Source organism: Alicycliphilus denitrificans (assembly GCF_044792555.1).
GTDB classification, from domain to species: domain Bacteria; phylum Pseudomonadota; class Gammaproteobacteria; order Burkholderiales; family Burkholderiaceae_C; genus Alicycliphilus; species Alicycliphilus denitrificans_A.
In genome coordinates this window covers 212,794-231,089 of the sequence record NZ_CP126239.1, presented here as the reverse complement: position 1 = coordinate 231,089, position 18,296 = coordinate 212,794, and the positions used below count along the sequence as shown (strand labels likewise).

The window sequence follows — 18,296 nt, the reverse complement described above, 5'->3', positions numbered from 1 at the left end:
TTTTGAGGTTCACGATGCAGGGTTGGCACACAACGTTTTTGGGGATGCGTGGGCTCCCCCGCGATATCAGCGACTTCGAGATGAAGGCATTTTTCACCTTCGATGGTGCCGAGCGCGACGCAATCAATGCACGCCGAGGTGATTCCCACAAGCTTGGTCTGGCGCTCCATATTGGTTTCCTGCGCATGAGTGGGCGTTTGCTCGGTGCCTTTCGGGTAATTCCAGTAGCCTTGTGGCGCCACCTTGGCAACGAGCTTGGCATTGCAGCACCAGAAGTCGCCTCGCTGAGAGCCATGTATGAACGCGGGCGCACGCTATTCGATCACCAACAAGTAGCCTGCACGGTCCTTGGATTCCAGTGGATGAGCGAGCACCAGCGCCGCTCACTGGTACGTGAACTGCGCGACGAAGTGGCGCGCTGCGCCGACCGCGATCAGCTACTCGTGCGGGCGCGTCAATGGCTGTACAAGAACAAGCTGGTGATCGTGCACGAGCGGGCAATTCGGACACTGATTGCGGCGGCACTTGCCCAGCTTGAAGTTGAAACAGGCACCGCCATCGCCGCCAGCGTTGATCCAGCAACACTTGATCGCTGGCGAGCCTCAGTTTCAGAGCTGCGCCCAGATGGACAAACCCAGCAGAGTTGGCTATGGGCTGCACCGGCGAAACACTCAACCCGCCAAATCAGCGAGGTACTGGAGCGCATCGACCTGCTTTACACGCTGGACGTTCATAAGCACCTGGCAGACATCCCCGATCTCATCTTGCGCCGCTACGCGCGCCGACTTGTCTCCAGGCCGCCCTCAGCCGGAGCCAAGATCAAAGAGCCAGCGCGCACCGTGGAGGTCGCATGCTTTCTTCGGTATTGCCTGTTCACCACCACAGACCAGTTGATCCTTATGGTGCAGCGCCGGATCGCCGATCTGTGGCGTCAGGCTGCCGCCGATGTCCCCGCTACCGTCAATTGGGCCGCAATGTACAAAACGCTGCTCGGCGAACTTGTTGCCTTGAGCGCGCAAGGTGCGGTGCCAGATGCTGAGTTGCGTGCCCGTCTTGAAGCCTTGATCACCGAAACCCAGAAACGCAAACCACCGAGCAGGGCCTCCCTGGTCCGCGAGGGATTGATTGATGGAATTCGCCCCGTGCGGTCGTTGCTCGTCGCCATTGCAAAGCTGCCCTGGCAGGCCACCGGCGAGCATCCTGCCATCGAGTACCTTGCCAAGCTGCAAGCTTTATATCTCAAAGGATCCAGAAAGCTGCCAGTTGAAGTGGTGGCACCAAGTCTGGGAATGATCTGGCAGGTTTCGATCTCCAGCCCAGACCGGGAACGGGCGTTTCAGGCGTTGGAGGTGGCCACCCTGTTTGCCCTGCGCCGCGCGGTGCGCAATGGCTCGGTCTGGATTGAGCACAGCCTGAGCTTTCGGGGTCGTGCGCGCTTGTTCTTCACGGACGAGCGTTGGCAGGCAGAGTCCAAGAAACACTATGCCCGTCTATCGTTACCCAGCAAGGCTGCCACTTTCTTGAAGCCTTTGCTGGCCAGAGTAACTGCCGGTGTCGATGCGGTGGCCGCTGCAGCCCGCAGTGGCGTACTGCGCGTGGATGATGAACTCCATTTGTCGCCATTGCCCGCAGAGGACGAAGACCCAGAAGTGACCAAGCTGCGCGCGGCTTTGGATCACCGCATCGGTGAGGTTCAATTGCCGGAAGTGATTCTGGCCGTTGACGCCCAGGTGCGCTTTAGCTGGATCATGCTCGGACGTGAGCCGCGCTCTACCGACGAGCTGCTGATGGTCTATGCCGGCATCATGGCCCACGGCACCAGTCTGACTGCGGTCGAATGCGCGCGCATGATTCCGCAATTGTCTGCCACCAGCATTCGCCAGGCCATGCGCTGGGCGCGGGACGAACGGCGTCTGAGCCAGGCCTGCCAGGCTGTGCTGGAATTCATGCAGCGACACCCGATTGCCGCCACCTGGGGGCGGTCCGATTTGGCATCTTCTGACATGATGAGCATGGAGACCACCAAACGGGTGTGGCAAGCCCGGCTTGATCCTCGGCGCAACACACCTTCCATTGGAATCTACTCCCATGTAAAAGACCGGTGGGGCATCTTCCATGCGCAGCCCTTTGTGCTCAATGAGCGCCAGGCGGGCGTGGCCATTGAAGGTGTCATCCGCCAAGAAAAGCTGGAGACCAGCCAGCTTGCTGTGGATACCCATGGCTACACCGACTTTGCCATGTCACATGCCCGTTTGCTTGGTTTTGATCTTTGCCCGCGGTTGAAGGAACTCAAACAGCGCCACCTCTTTGTGCCACGCGGCACCAAAGTGCCCGCAGAAATCGCTGCGGTGTGCGAAGCCAATGTCGACGTCGCTTTGATCGAAAAGCATTGGGATAGTCTGGTGCACCTGGCAGCCTCGGTCATGAGCGGACAGGGGTAACCTCATTTTTGCTGCCAGCTTTTACGCTGCGACCATAGGGTAAACCCGCCTCCGCTGCTCCCGGCCAATTCTTGACCTTCCAGCAACTATCCGCCAAAGTCTCCGTTCCCGGGAGGCGACATGCTCGGTTTTCACCAGCGCTTTGTTGGCGCAACAACTTTCCCAAAGAACCTGACCGACGTAGACGTCGGCCTGTGCTTTCGCCTGTCTGCCGACGAAGTCAAAAAGCTAAAAGAAAGGTACAAAGAAAACGCCCTTGGCCCGGCTGTTTTGCTGGTCTTTCTCCGGGCCTCCGGCAGGCCCCTGGAAAGTCTGAATGTCGTTCCGTCCATCCTGCTCAAATACCTGTGCGCGGAGCTGCAGATCAATGAGAGGTCCATCGCTACCCTGCGCTCGATCTACCGTCGCCCAGCTACCCTGACGGATCACAAACAATGGGTGCTGGCCAACCTTGCGAACCTCGCAGCGCCGCAAGAAAAGGACTTGGAAGAGCTGAAGGACGCCCTGCGCGCGCTTTCCACAACCGCCGTGAGTGTGGAGGACTTGGTTAAGCGCGCTGAACTTTGGTTGGTCGAGCACCGGCTGCTCATCCCCATTGAAAGAGTTATTCGCAGCATCGCAAATGCCGCCTTTGAGGCGGTGGTTGCGACTGCAATTGAGCTGGTGCGCAGCAAGGTGCCTCCTGCACAGTTGTCAGCGGCAATCAAGAATGTCTTCAGCAGCCGCAAAGGGCGAACCGGCGGAACGATACTCGATTGGCTAAAGGAGCAGCCCGGCAAACACGGGTTGAAATCGCTTTCCGAGGCTGGCAAGAAAATCGACCACTTGAAGACACTTGGCGTTCACGAGTGGCAAATCGATGCCATCGGTGCGGAACGCATCAAGGCCTTTGCGCGCGCCGTGGTCCATCGACCACCGTCGGCAACCCGTGCTCTGGCCGAGGATACCCAGGCACTGGAACTCGCGTGCTTCCTGCGGGCGACCCTGTTGGAATTCACTGACGATGCCTTTTACACAGCAGGCAGACAACTCAATCGGATGATCGGCCACGGCCGTAACCGAGTCCAAACCAAACGCGCCCAGTCGGCTGCGGAGTACGCCCAGCGAGAGATTCGTGTACGCGAGCTTATACATGCCAGCGACACCACCGATCAGCAAAAAGTTCAGGCCCTGCAGGAGATGTACCCGCTTGACCAGGCCACAGCGAACCTGTCAGGTTCGGCGCTCGTGCGTGAGCACTTAGCAGGTGAGCGTTTCGCACTGGGCGCGGTGCTCAGTGCATTTTCCAATGTGGAAATCGAAGGGCCGGAAGGCAACAAGGCATTGGCTCAGGTCAAGGCATTGCGCGAACTCCAGGAGATGGGGGCGAAGGAACTCCCTGCGGAGTTCGACTCTTCGATCACCGACCCGGCTTGGCGCGAACTGATCGATGGCCTCGACCGCGCACGGGCCCTTGGCGCGTTGCAAGCCTCAGCTGCATTGGCCATTCATCAAGGTCTGCGAGGTGGCAGCTTGTGGGTGGACCACAGCTGGAAGCACAAGAACCGCGAAGAATTCTTGATTCCGATGGACGTCTGGGAGCGTGACCGCAAGCAACTTATTGGCGGTCTTGGACTGTATTCGGAGCCAAAGCTGTACCTCAAGGGGGTGCGTCACAACTGCGAAGTCGGGCTGCAGGCCTTGTCCGAGGCGGTTGCGGCGGGCAAGGTCGAGATCAATGAGAACGGCGAGATCAGCCTGCCCAGACTGTCGCCTCAGGACATTGACATGAGTGTCTCGCGCACCCGCGATGCCATTTTCAAGATCATAGGTCCGCAGAAGTTTGAAAACATCGTGATTGAGATCGACGCGAAGACGAAATTCAGTGAGTGCCTGCTGGGTCGCAAAGCCACCTCGGTGCGGGAACTGATTGCCCTTTACGGCGCGGTGTTTGCCATGGGCACCGAGAACGATGTCGCCGGCGTCGCGGCGATCATTCCCAAAGTGGAACTCTCCCACATTGCCTCGGCGATGCGCATCCTGGAAAACTCCGAGCGCGTCCGGCTGGCCAACAGTCGCGTATTGGCATTTCAGGCCGAACACCCCATCGCGGCCCTGTGGGGCAAAGGCGACAAGGGCTCCTCCGACATGATGGCGCTGGACGCAAGCAATCGCCTTTTTAACGCTCGCGTGGATCCCCGGCGGCACACGTTTGCTGTTGGGATCTACACACACATACTCAACAATTACGGCATCTTCTATGACCAGCCCATCGTGTTGAACACCCGGCAGGCCGCAGTTGCGGTACATGGCGCGCACTGGTACAACAAGAACCAACCCGAGGACAAGAGGCTCGCCTGGCTTGCCGTCGACACGCACGGATACACCAATGTGGCCATGGCCACCGCCAAGCTCAGTGGGTTTGATCTGTGTCCTCAACTTTCACGCTTGTCCGAGCGCAAGCTGATGCTGCTCCACGGCATGAAGATTCCGGAAAATCTGGAGCGCCTGAAAGTCAAGTACGTCACCGAGAAGTCAATTGTTGAGGGCTGGGACCAAGCCATGCGAGTCGTCGCATCGCTCCAAATCGGCAGGGTTACCCCGCGCCAGCTGCTTGAACGGCTCGGCTCGCACGCCGCCGCTTCGCCCGTTTTCAAGGCGCTGGATGGATTGGGCCGGCTCTTGCGAACGGTGTTCTTGTGCGACTACTTCACCAACGAGTCCTTCCGCCGGGAAATTCACACTGTCCTGAACCGCGGTGAGTCTGTGCACCAGTTGCAGCGCGCCATCTACTCCGGGCGGGTTGCGCCCAAACGCGGCCGCCGGGAAGATGAAATGACCGCCATCAGTGGCTGCCACGCTCTACTGACGAACGTCGTGATCGCGTGGAACACGCACAAGATGCAAGAAGTGGTCAATCGGTTCGCCAAGGAGAAGCATCCGATCGAGGAAGATTGGCTGGCCCACATGGGCCCGGTGCACTACGCAGGCATCAACTTCCGGGGCACCATGGAATTTCCCGTCGAAGCTTACGTGGATGAACTTTTGGAACGTGTTTCCAGACGCAAAGCGGTCCTTGCTTGAATCTTTTTGTAGGCGCCTCTGATGGCATTTTTGCCGATCTCAAAAAATTCGCCTATTTTTTGGGCAGCTCAATTCAGGTGTCGATTTTTACGGCGGCTCAAATTAGGTTCAATAAAATCAATAACTTACGTCCACCCCCGACTGCATAAAATTTAGGCCGCTCAATTCAGCTGTCGATTTTTACGGTGAGCCGAAATCGGCATTCCGATTGACAGACGTGGTTTCACGCATGAAACCGCAAGAGCCGGTAATTTTGTTACTTGTTTTCGTGCCTATTCATAATTCTACCTTTCGCTTTTTGAGCAACCACTGTTTGGAAAGTCAATCTAAAACTTGGCGGATTCAAGTCTGAAGTGCAACACCTGCCACCGAGTAAGGTCCGCAGATGCAAAGCACCCCAGCCAGGCGTTACCAACAACTCCAGCCTGAAGACCGCGTGACGCTGGCCAGCCTGGTCCAGCAGAAATTCAGCGTTCGCGCCATGGCCCAGGTCCTGGGGCGATCACCGAGCACCATCAGTCGAGAGTTGCGCCGCAACGCACAGCCCGCAGGCTACGCCAGCGCCTGGGCGCGCACCTGCGCACAGCGGCGGCGCCTACAGGGCCGCCCACCGAGCAAGCTCCACAGTGATGGCATCCTGTTTGGCCTGATGCGCCACTTCCTGTGCGAGCGCTGGTCACCCGAACAGATTGCCCTGACACTGGCCCGCATCTTCCCCAAAGGCCATGAGCATCGCGTGTCACACGAGACCATCTACAACTGCATCTACGCCCAGCCAGTAGGCGAGCTCAAGCGCGAACTCATCGCCACCCTGCGCCACGCGCACAACAAGCGCGTGCCCCGCAGCAAAGGACAAGACCGCAGAGGTCAGATCCCTGACATGGTGAGCATCCACATGCGCCCGCCCGAGATTGAGGATCGGCAGTTCCCCGGCCACTGGGAAGGCGACCTCATCAAGGGCGCGGCCAACGCCAGCGCGGTGGGCACCCTGGTCGAGCGCACCAGCCGATTGCTCATGCTCGTCAAGCTGCCCGAGTTCAAACCCGCCAGCGCGGCCAATGTGATGCAGGCCTTCACTGACAAGCTGCTGGGCATTGCCGCGCCCATGCGCCAGAGCATGACGTACGACCAGGGCAGAGAGATGGCTATGCACAAGGAGCTGAGCCGCCGCACAGAGATGGCGGTGTACTTCTGTGACCCGCACAGCCCTTGGCAACGCGGCTCCAACGAGAACACCAACGGACTTGTGCGTCAGTACCTGCCCAAAGGGACTGACCTCTCAGGCTACAGCCAGGAGCAGCTCGATGCCATTGCCGATCAGATCAACAACCGACCTCGTAAGGGTCTGGGCGTACGATCCCCGCTAGCGGTCTATCGAGAGCTCCTGCTCAACAGCCCGCAGCAATCCACCCTCGTTCATTGAACCCCAGGGTGTTGCACTTCAGACTTGAATCCGCCCTTGGAAAGGAGAGGGCCCTGCAATTGGTTGAAACTTGCTAGCGGTGCGCGGAGCCCGGACAATGGCACATTAAAAAATCCAAGGAGATCACATGCAAGGCGACGCCAAAGTCATTGAACACCTGCAGGCCCAGCTCAAAAACGAGCTGACGGCCATCAACCAGTACTTCCTGCACTACCGGATGTACAAACACTGGGGCCTGGACAAGCTGGCCAAGAAGGAATACGAGGAATCCATCGGCGAAATGAAGCATGCCGACAAGCTGATGGACCGCATCTTCGTGCTCGAGGGCCTGCCCAACCTGCAGGACCTGGGCAAGCTGATGATCGGTGAAGACGTGCCCGAGATCCTGAACTGCGACCTCAAAAGCGAGCAAGGCGCCCAAGCCACGATCAAGGACGGCATTGCGCATTGCGAGACCGTGCGTGACTATGTCTCGCGCGATCTGCTGCAGGAAATCCTCGACGACACCGAAGAACACATCGACTTTCTGGAAACCCAAATCGATCTGGTCGACAAAGTCGGCATTCAAAATTACCTGCAAAGCCAGACGGGTGAGGTTAGCTGAGCGCCTGCTTCCCCATTCTCGAGAAGCCCGATTCGGCCGGGGGTGATCTTGATTGATGGGCGTTGACAAGGTTATGGGCCGGGGTTCCAGCGCACAGGGCTCTTTTCGCTCGCTTGGTGTTGGCAGCGCTGGCCTGGACCCTCTTCACGCGGCCCACCCAAGCCGGTTTCGCCGTGGGCAAGCTCTGCGGGCGTAGTTGCAGGCCATCCTTCTTGCGAAGCAATTGACCCAGTTGCCCTCGCAACTTCCCGCATTGCCTTTGCGTTCGCCAATGCGCCACCGATGCGGTGGGGCCGGCCTTGCTCAGCCGCGATTTTTTGATCAAGCCGTTAAGCCTGATCGGCAAGCATGCGCCATGCATGCGCCAACGCTTCTTGAATTGAGCATCTTTTGCAAAAAAGACATGCTATCATTAAGTAATGCGAATCATTCCTATTTGCAGTCGTAGATGTGCCATGCGTTTGTCCGGAGGGGCAGGCCTCATTGGTGTCAGAAAGCTTTCAAAACAACCAATACCTGGAGAAAAATGCGTAACTTTGCCCGCCATCCCGTACTAGTCGCCATCCACTTGATGCTTGCTTCCGTTGGGGCGAATGCTGTGGCTGCCGAGGTAGCTGAAACGGCGAAGGAAACTTCGCCAATAGCGACTCTGCCAACGGTGCATGTCACCGCTGACTGGCTGGGTGCACCAAGTTCCAGTGCCGCGAAGAAGCACCCCGGCGCCCGCTCCGTCATCAGCGAAGATGACCTGGCAAACACCGGTGCACGCTCCCTGGATGAAACCCTGCGGCAAGTGCCCGGTGTGACTGTCCTCGACGAGAGTGGTACGGGTATATTGCCGAACATCGGCGTGCGCGGCCTCAATCCGCTGCGCAGCGAACAGGTGCTGTTGCTGCAGGACGGCATCCCGATGACGCTCGCGCCCTACGGCCAAACCGGCGCCTCGCTGTTTCCTCTCACGCTCAATGCTGTCGAGGCGGTGGATGTGGCGCGCGGAGGCGTGGCGGTGCACTACGGCCCCAACAACGTCGGCGGGGTGATCAACTTCGTGACCAAGCGCATTCCGGTGAAGCCTTCGTTCACGCTCAAGGAGACGCTGTCCATTGCCAAAAACGGCCGGATATTGAGCGACAGCTACGCGAGGGCCGGCGGCTTCGTCAGCGACCGCTTGGGGCTGCAGGTGCAGGCGAATGTGATCGACGGGCAGGGCGAGCGCGCACATTCCGACACCTCAACCCGCAACCTGATGCTCGATGCCGACTGGCTTGTGAGCGATGCGACAGAGATCAAGGCGGGACTGCAGCGTTACACGACCCGTAACGAACTGCCCGGCGCGCTCACCCCGCGAGCCTATGCCCAGGATCGCACGCAATCGACTCGCCCGCAGGATCGTTTCGATGGCGACACCACGCGCGCCTACGCGACTTACACGCATCAATTCGGCGATGGCACCGAACTCAGCTGGAACAATTTCGGCCATCGCAGCCTGCGCACCTTCGCCTTCGGCAACGCGAGCAACGCCGACACGGCATCCACCCAGCGGCAGTCATCGCCGCGGGAATTCTGGGTGTACGGCACCGAGCCCAGGTTAAGCTTCGACATCAATGGGCCGGTCAAGCAAAAAATCATGCTTGGCATGCGCTACATGCGCGAGGAGGTGGACTACAAGGCTGACAGCACCACGCTGGCCAGCGGCGCCTACAGCGTCACCCGCGACTGGCGCTTCGAAAACGACGCTTACGCGACCTACGTCAGCGACACCTTTTCGTTGCTGAACGGCAAGCTGAAGATCACCCCGGGTGTGCGTCACGAGGATGTCAGGCTTTCCTACCGTAACAACGCCACTGGCGTGCAGACGCGTGACACGACCAAGGACTGGCTGCCGGGCCTGGATGTGGGCTATCAGGCGAGCAACGATGTGTTTTTGTTTGCCAATGCGCACAAGTCCCTGCGACCGGTCCAGTTTACCCAAATCACCTTCGGCGGCGACCTGGCGGCAGAGCGTGCGAAAAACCTTGAAGCCGGCGCGCGCTGGGCCGCGACGCCCGAGCTGGATCTGGCGCTGACGGGGTTTCGCTTCCAGTTCGACAACAAGCTGGAATTTGTCAACGCCACCGTCGGATTCCGCAACCTCGGCCAGGCGCGTCACCAGGGTGCGGAACTTGAGATGAAGTGGCGACCCCAGGCGGTTCGTGGGCTCGAGTTCAAGACCGCCTACACGCGGGTGGACACCGAGCAGCAGTCCGGTTCGTTCAAGGGCAATGAGCTGCCCTACGCGCCGCGCCACCAGCTGGCGCTGGACACCACTTACCGAAGCCAGGGCTGGACCTGGAACCTGAACGGGCATTACCAGAGCGGGATGTTCAGCGACGGCGCCAACACGGTCGCCGAGAACGCGAGCGGCTCGGTCGGCCGGATCCCGTCCTACTGGCTGTGGAATGCGCAGGTCGGCTATGCCTTCAAGTGGAACGGCACGCGCATGAAGGCCGGTCTTGCGCTCAACAACCTGTTCAACCGTGACTACTACTTCCGCGGGGTCGACTACAGCCAGGGTCGCATGCCGCAACCGGGCCGAGCGGTTCTGGCGAGCCTGCAGATGGATCTGTAAATACACACAAGACAAAGGTTGACCGTGCAAAATATGATTGTGCTGGCCCATGTGCCCACCGATTCGGTGAACGAGGGCTTCCTGCCGGCGGCCAGGTCGCTCGGCCTGTCGGTGACCTTGCTGACCGACTGTGCCGACGCGCATCGCGCGCATTTCGCCAGGAGCGGGCTGCCGGCCTATCCCGACGACATCCTGTCCTGCGATGTGTTCAACCCGCTGGCGGTGATCGATGCGCTGACCCAGCGCGCGGTTCGTCCGGCCGCGATTTTTTCGAACAGCGACCATCTGCAGACCAGCACCTCGGTGGCGGCCGACTATTTCGGCCTGCCCCGCAAGGACTGGCACACCACCTACCGCGCCAAGAACAAGGCGCAAATGCGTGTCCACCTGCAGGCGCTGGGTATCGACACGCTGTGGCACGCGACGGTCTGCGACCCGGCCATGCTCAGCGCGCTGCCCGAGGTGCCGTTCCCGGCGGTGGTCAAGCCGCGCGAGGGCGTGGCCAGCCTGCAGGTCAGCCTCGCCCGTGATCGCGCGGAACTGCAGTCACAGTGCGCGGCCGTGTGGGCCGATCATCCGGGCCGGCCGATGCTGATCGAGGAGTACATCGATGGTCCGCTCCACACGCTGGAGACGCTGGGCGACGGCAAGTCGCTGGTGGTGCTGGGCGGCTTCCAGGTGCGACTGTCGCCACCGCCGCACTTCATCGAGCACGAAGCCGTGTGGGTGCCCGGCCCGCCGCAGGGCGAGGCGGCCCGCGTGCTCGAGATCGTGTGCGCCTTCGGCGTCGGTTTCGGCGCCTGCCACACCGAGTTCGTGATGAGCTCGCGGGGGCCGCGCCTGATCGAGATCAACTACCGCAACATCGGCGACTACCGCGAGTTCCTGCTGCAGGACGCGCTGGACATGGCGCTGTTCGAAACGGTGCTGCGCCTTTATCTGGGTCAGCCGCTGCCTGCGCTGCAACTGGCCGATCGTGCCGCGCACATCCGCTATTTCGTGGCCTGCGAAGCGGGGACGGTGGCCCGGGCGCCGGCGGCCTTCGCCGAGCGCGGCGACGCGGTGCGCCTGACCTACCAGCCGCTGCGCGCGGTCGGCGATGCGATCGCGCTGACCCACTCGAACAAGGACTACCTGGGCGTGCTGCGCGGCGCCGGCCCTGACGCCGGTACGCTGGCCCTGGCCATGGACGCTGCCGCGCAGCGCCTGTCCTGGGAGATCACGGCATGAACCAACGCGCCATGGAAGGACACTGCCAGCCGGACGCCGACGCAAGCTATGTCTGCACCCGCGTGGTCGACGCCCTGCTGCGCGAGGACGTGCGCGGCTGTGTCACGCGCGCCCGCCTGGTGCGCGGCGAGGAACTGCCTGCCCGCACTGACTTTTCACTGACGCAGCGCTGGCTGGAAATTGGCCACTTCGGGGCAGGACGGATGTGGATCCCGGTCACGCCGGAGCGTTTCATGCAAAGCTGGCGGCTGACCCGGCTGCCGCTGCTGGTCGAGGAGGGCGGCCAGGTGCAGCCCTTGTTCCATGTGGCCGACATCCTGGCGAGTTTCAGTGCCGGGGCGGACAGCGACACCCGCGCGCGTTTTGCCGACTTCGAGCGCGAATGCGCGGCGGCGGTAGAACACCGCCATGCGGCCGAGGCGGCGCGGCGTGACTGGTTCGAGGCGGGGCCCGGGCACGAACCCGTTCACTGGCACGAGCGCATGCTGCGCTACGACCGGCTGGCGTCCTACCTGGACCATCCGCTCTATCCGACCGCGCGCGCCAAGCTGGGCTTCGAGGTGGCGCACCTGCGCCGCTATGCACCGGAATTTCCCTGCGCCTTCGAATTGAACTGGCTGGCCGTGCCGCGCGCGCTGTACCACCCGAGCGGCGATCGCCTGCCGCCCGGCTGGCCTGGTTTTTCCGACGTCGGACTGCCCGACACACTGGCCGCGGACCATGCGCTGGTGCCGGTGCACCCGTTCGTCTGGCAAGGCGAGCTGGACGCCTTCCTGGCCGGCAGCGGCCTGAGCGAGCAGGTGATCCGCGCCCCGCGCAGCCATTTGTCGGTGACACCCACGCTGTCGGTGCGCTCGCTGGTGCTGGCCGAGGCTCCGGCCTGGCACCTCAAGCTGCCGCTGACCATACGCACCCTGGGTGCAAAGAACATTCGCACCATCAAGCCCAGCACGATTCGCGACGGGCAGCGCGTGCAGGACCTGCTGGGCGCGATCGCCGAGCGCGAGCCGGCCATCCGGGGACGCCTGTTGCTGACCGCCGAGGACACCGGCGCGCACGTCGATGGCAAGACCTTCCTCGGCTACATCGTCCGCCGCTACCCCGAAGCCGCCCTGCGGCACGCCACGCTGGTTCCGGTGGCGGGCCTGCTGGCGCCGAGTCCGGCCGGCGGCTGCGTGGCCGAAGAGCTTGCGGCGCGCTTTTACGGCGGTGATACGGTGGCGCTGTTCGACGACTACCTGGCGCTGACGCTGCGCCTGCATCTAACCCTGTGGGTGCGCTATGGCATCGCCCTGGAGTCGAACCAGCAGAACTCGGTGCTGGTGTTTGCCGACGAGGCGCCGCGGCTGCGGCTGCTGCTCAAGGACAACGACGCGGCGCGCCTGCACCGCGCCCGGCTGGAACGTGTCGCGCCAGCGCTGGCCGCGCACATCGAGGCCCTGGAGGACGCGCGCCTGGTGGTCGACCACGACCTGCCGCTGGCGCAGATGTTCACCACCATCACGCTGCAGCTGAACCTGGCGGTGCCGACCGAGGGGCTGGCCGGGTGCGTGCCGGGATTCAACCGTGAACAGACCTATGCCCGGCTGCGCGAGCGTACGGCCGCCATCCTCGACGAACTGGCGGCCGAGGGGGAGGACGTGGCGCTGGCGCGCCAGACCCTCCTCGACGACGACTGGCTGTACATCAAGTACCTGCTGACCGCGGCGACCCTGCTCGACAAGAGCGCGACCGGCGCGGCGGACGTCAACAAGTTCTATGGCAAGAGCGCGCCCAACTTCCTGAAGGCCGCATGATGACGCCGCCGCCTGTGCCGCGCACCATCGTGCTGGCGGTGATGGCGGGCCATTTCGTGGCCGCTTTCGCCGCGCTCGGCATGCCGCCGTTCTTCGCGCTGATCCTGGAGCAGTCGCTGCACAACGAGGCGCGCTATCTGGCCGGCTGGTTCTACGTGGTGCCGACCGCGTTCGCCGCGCTGAGCAGTCCCTGGTGGGGCCGGCTGGCGGACCGTTATGGCAAGAAGAGGCTGCTGATCCGCGCCCAGCTCGGGCTGGCCGCCAGCTTTCTGCTGGCCGGCTTTGCCACGAACACCTGGGTGTTCTTCGCGGCACTGGCACTGCAAGGCGTGCTGGGCGGCACCTTTGCGGCCTCCAATGCCTACCTCGCGACCATCGCCAGCGGTCCGGCGCTGGCACGCGGCCTGACCGCCATGCAGTGGTCGGCGCGCGCCGCGCTGGTGGCCGCGCCGCTGGCGCTGGGACTGGCGTTGCAGGCGGGCGCCAGTTCGCCGATCGAAATGTACCGCTGGCTGGCACTGCTGCCGCTGGCCGCCGCGGCGCTGGCCGTCTGCCTGCCTGCGGGCGCCGCAGCGCAGAAAACGCCAGCCGCGCACGACGCTGCGGCGGTGGCCGAGGCCACGCCACGGCAGGTCTATGCGCTGCAGTTCGCCTTTGTGTTCGCGACGGTGGTGACCTTTCCCTACTTCGCGCCGCATGTGCAGCAGCGCTTCGCCGGACTGTCCACTGGCATGGCCGGCCTGTTGTTCGGCCTGCCGCATGCCGTCTACCTGCTCGCGGCGCTGCCGCTGACCCGCTGGCTCGCCCGCGGCAGGCAGACCGTCATCCTGGCTGCGGCGTTTGCCGCGCTGGCGCTGTGCCTGGTGGGCCAGGCCCTGGCCGGCTCGCTCGCCGCGCTGGTCGCGTGGCGGCTGGTGATGGGGCTGGCGATGACAGCCGGTTTTATTGCGCTGCACGGGCTGATCGCCGGGGTTGTGCATGGCAGCAGCGCCGGTCGCGCCTTCGGCTGGTTTGAAAGCAGCTCCAAATGGGGCGCGGTGGCGGCAGGCCTGTCGGCCGGCTTCGTCGCCCAGGCTTTCGGTCTGGGCGCGCCGTTTTTCCTCGGCGCAGCCATGGTGGCCTGCGCCGCGGCTTACCTGACACTGGCGCCGCGCCACCGGTTGCGCGCCAGCACGTGACTCATCCCTACCCAGGAGAATCCATGCAACACACATCCAATGCCCAGCGCGCCGAACTGACGAGCCCGGCTGCACACGAAGCCGGCCAGCGCAGCCAGGAGACGCTGCTCAACTGCTATTGCCGCGAAGTGGCCGGTCCCGCCGGCGAACTCAGCGTCGGTCCGCTGTTCTGGCAAAACGACTGGCCGGCCGCGGTCAAGATGGCGCTGCAGCGCGAAGGCGGCCAGGTGCTGCATGTGCAGCTGCCGCACACTGGCGAGCGCTTGCTGGTGGTGGTCGCGGCGGCCTCGCTCACCGGCAACTACCGCTACCGTTCGCCGTTTTTTCACAAGGCGCCCGGCAAGCCCTGGGCCCTGCTCGACTGGGCGGCGCAGGCGGCGCTGCTGCTGCGCGAGATGGCGCTCAGGCACGGGTTGCCGCCCAACACCGAGCTGATGGAGCAGGTTTGCAACAGCGTGGCCATGACCACGCGAGCACTGTTGTGCCCGCCGGCTGCGCGCCTGCCCGCCGACCCGGTCGAAGCCTATATCGATTCCGAGCAGTCGCTGGTGTTCGGCCACCCCTTTCACCCCGCGCCGAAGAGCCGCCAGGGTTTTACCGACGGGGACCTGGGCTGCTACTCGCCGGAGCTGGGGGCGTGCTTCCCGCTGCACTACTTCGCGGTGCGCGCCGAGGACGTCGTGCAGCAGTCGCTGCTGGGGCAGCGTTGCGAGGAGGTCGTCGCGGCGGGCGCGCCGGCGGTCGAACCCGGTTGCGTCGCGGTCCCGGTGCATCCCTGGCAGGCGGGCCACCTGCTGACGCACCCGCTGGTCAGGCAGGCCATCCACGAGGGCCGGCTGCGCCACCTCGGCGCACATGGCGCGCCGTTCTACGCGACCTCGTCGGTGCGCACGCTGTACCAGCCAGGCAATCCCTATTTCTACAAGTTCTCGCTGAACGTCCGGCTGACCAACTGTGTGCGCAAGAACGCCTGGTACGAACTGGAAGGGGCGACCCAGGTGAGCCGCATCATGCGTGGGTTGCTGCCCGGGCTGCAGCGCGAGTTTGCCGGGCTGGAGGTGTTGGAGGAGCCGGCCTTCCTGTCGGTTGACCTGCGCAATGCCGACCCGGCGGGCAACCGTGAGGTGACCGAGGGATTCGGCATGATCCTGCGCCGCAACGTCGAGGCCTTGCTGCGGCCCGGCGCAACCGCCTTGCTGGCTGGCGCGCTGTTCGGCAACCATGTGTACGGTGAAATGCGCATGCGCCATCTGCTCGGCGACATCGCCGCACGCGAGCGCAGCCCGCTCGCCAGCGTGACCGAGCGCTGGTTTTCCGACTACGTCGCACAGCTGATGTACCCGGTGCTTCACTGCTATTTCGCGCACGGACTGGTGTTCGAGCCGCATCTGCAGAACGTGCTGGTCGGGTTGCAGGCAGGCTGGCCATGCCAGCTGTTCCTGCGCGATTTCGAGGGCGTCAAGCTGCTGCCCGGGCACTACCCGGCGCAGGCGCTGAACGAGATCAGCGCGCGTGCGCGGGAGGCGCTGTGGTACGACGAGGAGCAGGGCTGGAGGCGCATCGGCTACTGCCTCTTCGTCAACAATTTCGCCGAGGCCATCGGCCAGCTCTCGGCCGACCAGCCGGCGCTGCAGCCGAGGCTGTGGGCCCTGGTCCGGCATCACCTGCAGCGCTACCAGGCGCAGTGGGGCAGCCCGGCCTCGGCGCGGCGCATCAACGCGTTGCTGGCCGGGGAACCCTTCCCCGGCAAGACCAATCTGAGCAACCGCTTTTTCCAGCGCGCCGACCGCGCATCCACCTATGTGCCGGTCGGCAACCCGATCGCCGCCGCGGGCGAGGGCTCCCCATGGAACTGAGAGTGGACACGGTGGCGCGCCACCTGAGGGCGGCGCTGGCTGACGCCACGCAACCGCTGTGCGCCTACCTCTATGACCTCGAGGCGCTGCGCCGGCACAGTCAGGCCGTGGTCGCGGCGCTGCCCGCAGGCTGTGAGCTGTTCTACGCGATCAAGGCCAATTCGGACCTGCCCATCCTGCGGACGCTGGCACCGCGCGTGGCCGGCTTCGAGGTGTCTTCGGGCGGCGAGTTGGCCTGGGTGCGCGAGCATTTCCCCAGCACGCCGCTGATCTTCAGCGGCCCCGGCAAGACCGACGCCGAGCTCCGGCTGGCGCTGGACAGCGACGTCGAGGCCATCCACGTGGAAAGTCCGCACGAGCTGCAGCGGCTCGCCTGGCTGGCCAAGGCGGCCGGCAAAACCGCTCCCGTGCTGCTGCGCGTCAACCTGCCGCTGCCCGGGCTGGCCGCGACGACGCTGATGATGGGTGGCAAAGCGACACCGTTCGGCATCGCCGTCGACCAATTGCCCGCCTGCCTGGCCAGCCTGCGCGAGGCACGGGGCCTGCGCCTGCGCGGCTTTCATTTCCACCTGCTGTCGCACCAGCTCGACGCCGCTGCCCACGTCGAGCTGATCGCCGCCTACCTCGAGCAGGTCGAGCGCTGGTGCGGGGCGTACGGGCTCGACATCGACCATGTCAACGTCGGCGGCGGCATCGGCGTCAACTACCGGCAGCCGCAGCAGCAGTTCGACCTCGCGGCCTTCGGCGCCGGACTGCAGCGCTTGCGGGCAAGCCGGCCGGGCCTGCCGCGCCTGCGCTTCGAATGTGGCCGCTACATCACGGCCGCCTGCGGCTATTACGCCATGCAGGTGCTGGACCTCAAGCACACGTTCGGCCGCGACTACGTGGTCGCACGCGGCGGCACCCACCATTTCCGCACGCCCTACGCGCAGGGCCACAGCCATCCGTTCCACGTCCTGCCGGTCGAGCACTGGCCGTATCCCTGGGCCCGGCCCGAACTGCGCGACGCCACCGTCCACGTGGTCGGCCAGCTGTGCACGCCCAAGGATCTGCTGGCCTTCGACGCGCCGGTGGAACGGGTGCGGGTGGGCGACCTGCTGGTCTTTCCGTATGCCGGCGCCTACGCCTGGCACATCTCGCACCATGACTTCCTGCGCCACCCGCATCCGCAGCACTGGTACCTGCCGATGGAGCACGCCGATGCTGCGGACGAATAAGCTCAGGGCCCGGCTCGAAGCGGGGCAGCGGGTGTACGGCCTGCTCAATTCGATTCCCGCGCCGCTGCTGGTGGAAATGATCGGTTACGCGGGTTACGACTTCGTGATCCTCGACCTGGAGCACGCGGGCGTCAATCCGCAGACGCTGGAGAACATGATCCGCGCCGCCGAGGGCTGCGGGCTCACGCCGCTGGTCCGGGTGCCGGGCGTCGAGCCCAAGACCATCCTGCGCGTGCTCGACACCGGCGCCCAGGGCATCGTCGTGCCCTGCGTGCAGGACGGCGAACAGGCGCGGCAGGCGGTCCTGGCGAGCCGCTACCACCCGCTGGGTGAGCGCGGCATCAGCGGCGGCCGCACCACGGGCTTCGGGACCCTCGGCCTGCAGGATTACATGGCGCTTGCCAACCGCGAGATCATGGTGGTGGCGATGATCGAGGACAGGGCTGGCGTCGAGAACATCGACGCCATCGCGGCCGTGCCCGGCATCGACATGATTCTGGAGGGCGCGGTCGACCTGTCCCAGTCCCTGGGTGTTCCGGGGCAGGCGCAGCATCCCGACGTACAGGCGGCGATCCACCGCGTAGCGGCGGCCTGCTCGTTACACAAGGTGCCTTTCTGTGCCATTCCGCGAGCCGACGGCCAGCATGAAGCGTGGTCCGAGGCTGGTGTCAGGGCATTTCTGCTCGGCGACGACCGTGGCCTGGGCTTTCGTGCGCTCAAGGCGCATCTCGGCACCTGCCGGCCTCCTGAAGGCGTGGAAATAGTGCGAGCGATGCCAACCCAGGCCAAGGTAGGTCGGCCTGGCACCTGAGCGCGGAGCGGGATGGATCGTATCGAAGGGCCTGCTGTTTTCTTTGGAGGAGGCACAGCTTCGCGGCTA

General features: G+C 63.7%; 10 protein-coding genes and 1 pseudogene. All 11 read left to right on the top strand.

Annotated features, from left to right (window positions below):
- Positions 1 to 14 precede the first annotated feature (14 nt).
- Positions 15 to 2,432: pseudogene (locus tag P7644_RS20995) on the top strand (Tn3-like element IS1071 family transposase); the annotation flags it as partial.
- 129 nt (positions 2,433 to 2,561) lie between these two features.
- Complete coding sequence (locus P7644_RS20990) at positions 2,562 to 5,504, top strand: Tn3 family transposase (protein ID WP_404303340.1); 2,943 nt, start codon at positions 2,562 to 2,564, stop codon at positions 5,502 to 5,504.
- A gap of 385 nt (positions 5,505 to 5,889) precedes the next feature.
- Positions 5,890 to 6,927 carry an IS30 family transposase gene (locus P7644_RS20985; RefSeq protein ID WP_404303339.1) on the top strand — a complete coding sequence of 346 codons (1,038 nt, stop codon included), beginning with the start codon at positions 5,890 to 5,892 and terminating at the stop codon, positions 6,925 to 6,927.
- Between the two features lie 127 nt (positions 6,928 to 7,054).
- Positions 7,055 to 7,531, top strand: coding sequence for a bacterioferritin (gene bfr / locus P7644_RS20980; RefSeq protein WP_404303337.1), 477 nt, complete (start codon positions 7,055 to 7,057; stop codon positions 7,529 to 7,531).
- A 526-nt stretch (positions 7,532 to 8,057) separates the two neighbouring features.
- Positions 8,058 to 10,139: a TonB-dependent receptor family protein gene (locus tag P7644_RS20975; protein ID WP_404303336.1), complete on the top strand. Its 2,082-nt coding sequence runs from the start codon at positions 8,058 to 8,060 to the stop codon at positions 10,137 to 10,139.
- Between the two features lie 33 nt (positions 10,140 to 10,172).
- A complete protein-coding gene (locus P7644_RS20970; RefSeq protein ID WP_404303453.1) occupies positions 10,173 to 11,369 on the top strand; it encodes a siderophore biosynthesis protein in 1,197 nt (398 codons plus the stop codon).
- A complete protein-coding gene (locus P7644_RS20965; RefSeq protein WP_404303334.1) occupies positions 11,366 to 13,165 on the top strand; it encodes an IucA/IucC family protein in 1,800 nt (599 codons plus the stop codon). Before P7644_RS20970 ends, P7644_RS20965 begins: the two co-directional genes overlap by 4 nt.
- On the top strand, positions 13,162 to 14,343 hold the full coding sequence (locus tag P7644_RS20960; RefSeq protein ID WP_404303333.1) for an MFS transporter: 1,182 nt from the start codon (positions 13,162 to 13,164) through the stop codon (positions 14,341 to 14,343). The genes P7644_RS20965 and P7644_RS20960 overlap by 4 nt, the downstream gene beginning before the upstream one ends.
- A gap of 23 nt (positions 14,344 to 14,366) precedes the next feature.
- Positions 14,367 to 16,199 (top strand): IucA/IucC family protein, encoded by a 1,833-nt coding sequence (locus P7644_RS20955; RefSeq protein ID WP_404303332.1) that lies wholly within the window; start codon positions 14,367 to 14,369, stop codon positions 16,197 to 16,199.
- Positions 16,190 to 17,416 (top strand): type III PLP-dependent enzyme, encoded by a 1,227-nt coding sequence (locus P7644_RS20950; RefSeq protein WP_404303331.1) that lies wholly within the window; start codon positions 16,190 to 16,192, stop codon positions 17,414 to 17,416. The genes P7644_RS20955 and P7644_RS20950 overlap by 10 nt, the downstream gene beginning before the upstream one ends.
- Positions 17,400 to 18,227, top strand: a complete 828-nt coding sequence (locus P7644_RS20945; RefSeq protein ID WP_404303330.1) for an HpcH/HpaI aldolase/citrate lyase family protein — start codon at positions 17,400 to 17,402, stop codon at positions 18,225 to 18,227. The genes P7644_RS20950 and P7644_RS20945 overlap by 17 nt, the downstream gene beginning before the upstream one ends.
- The last annotated feature ends 69 nt before the right edge of the window (positions 18,228 to 18,296 follow it).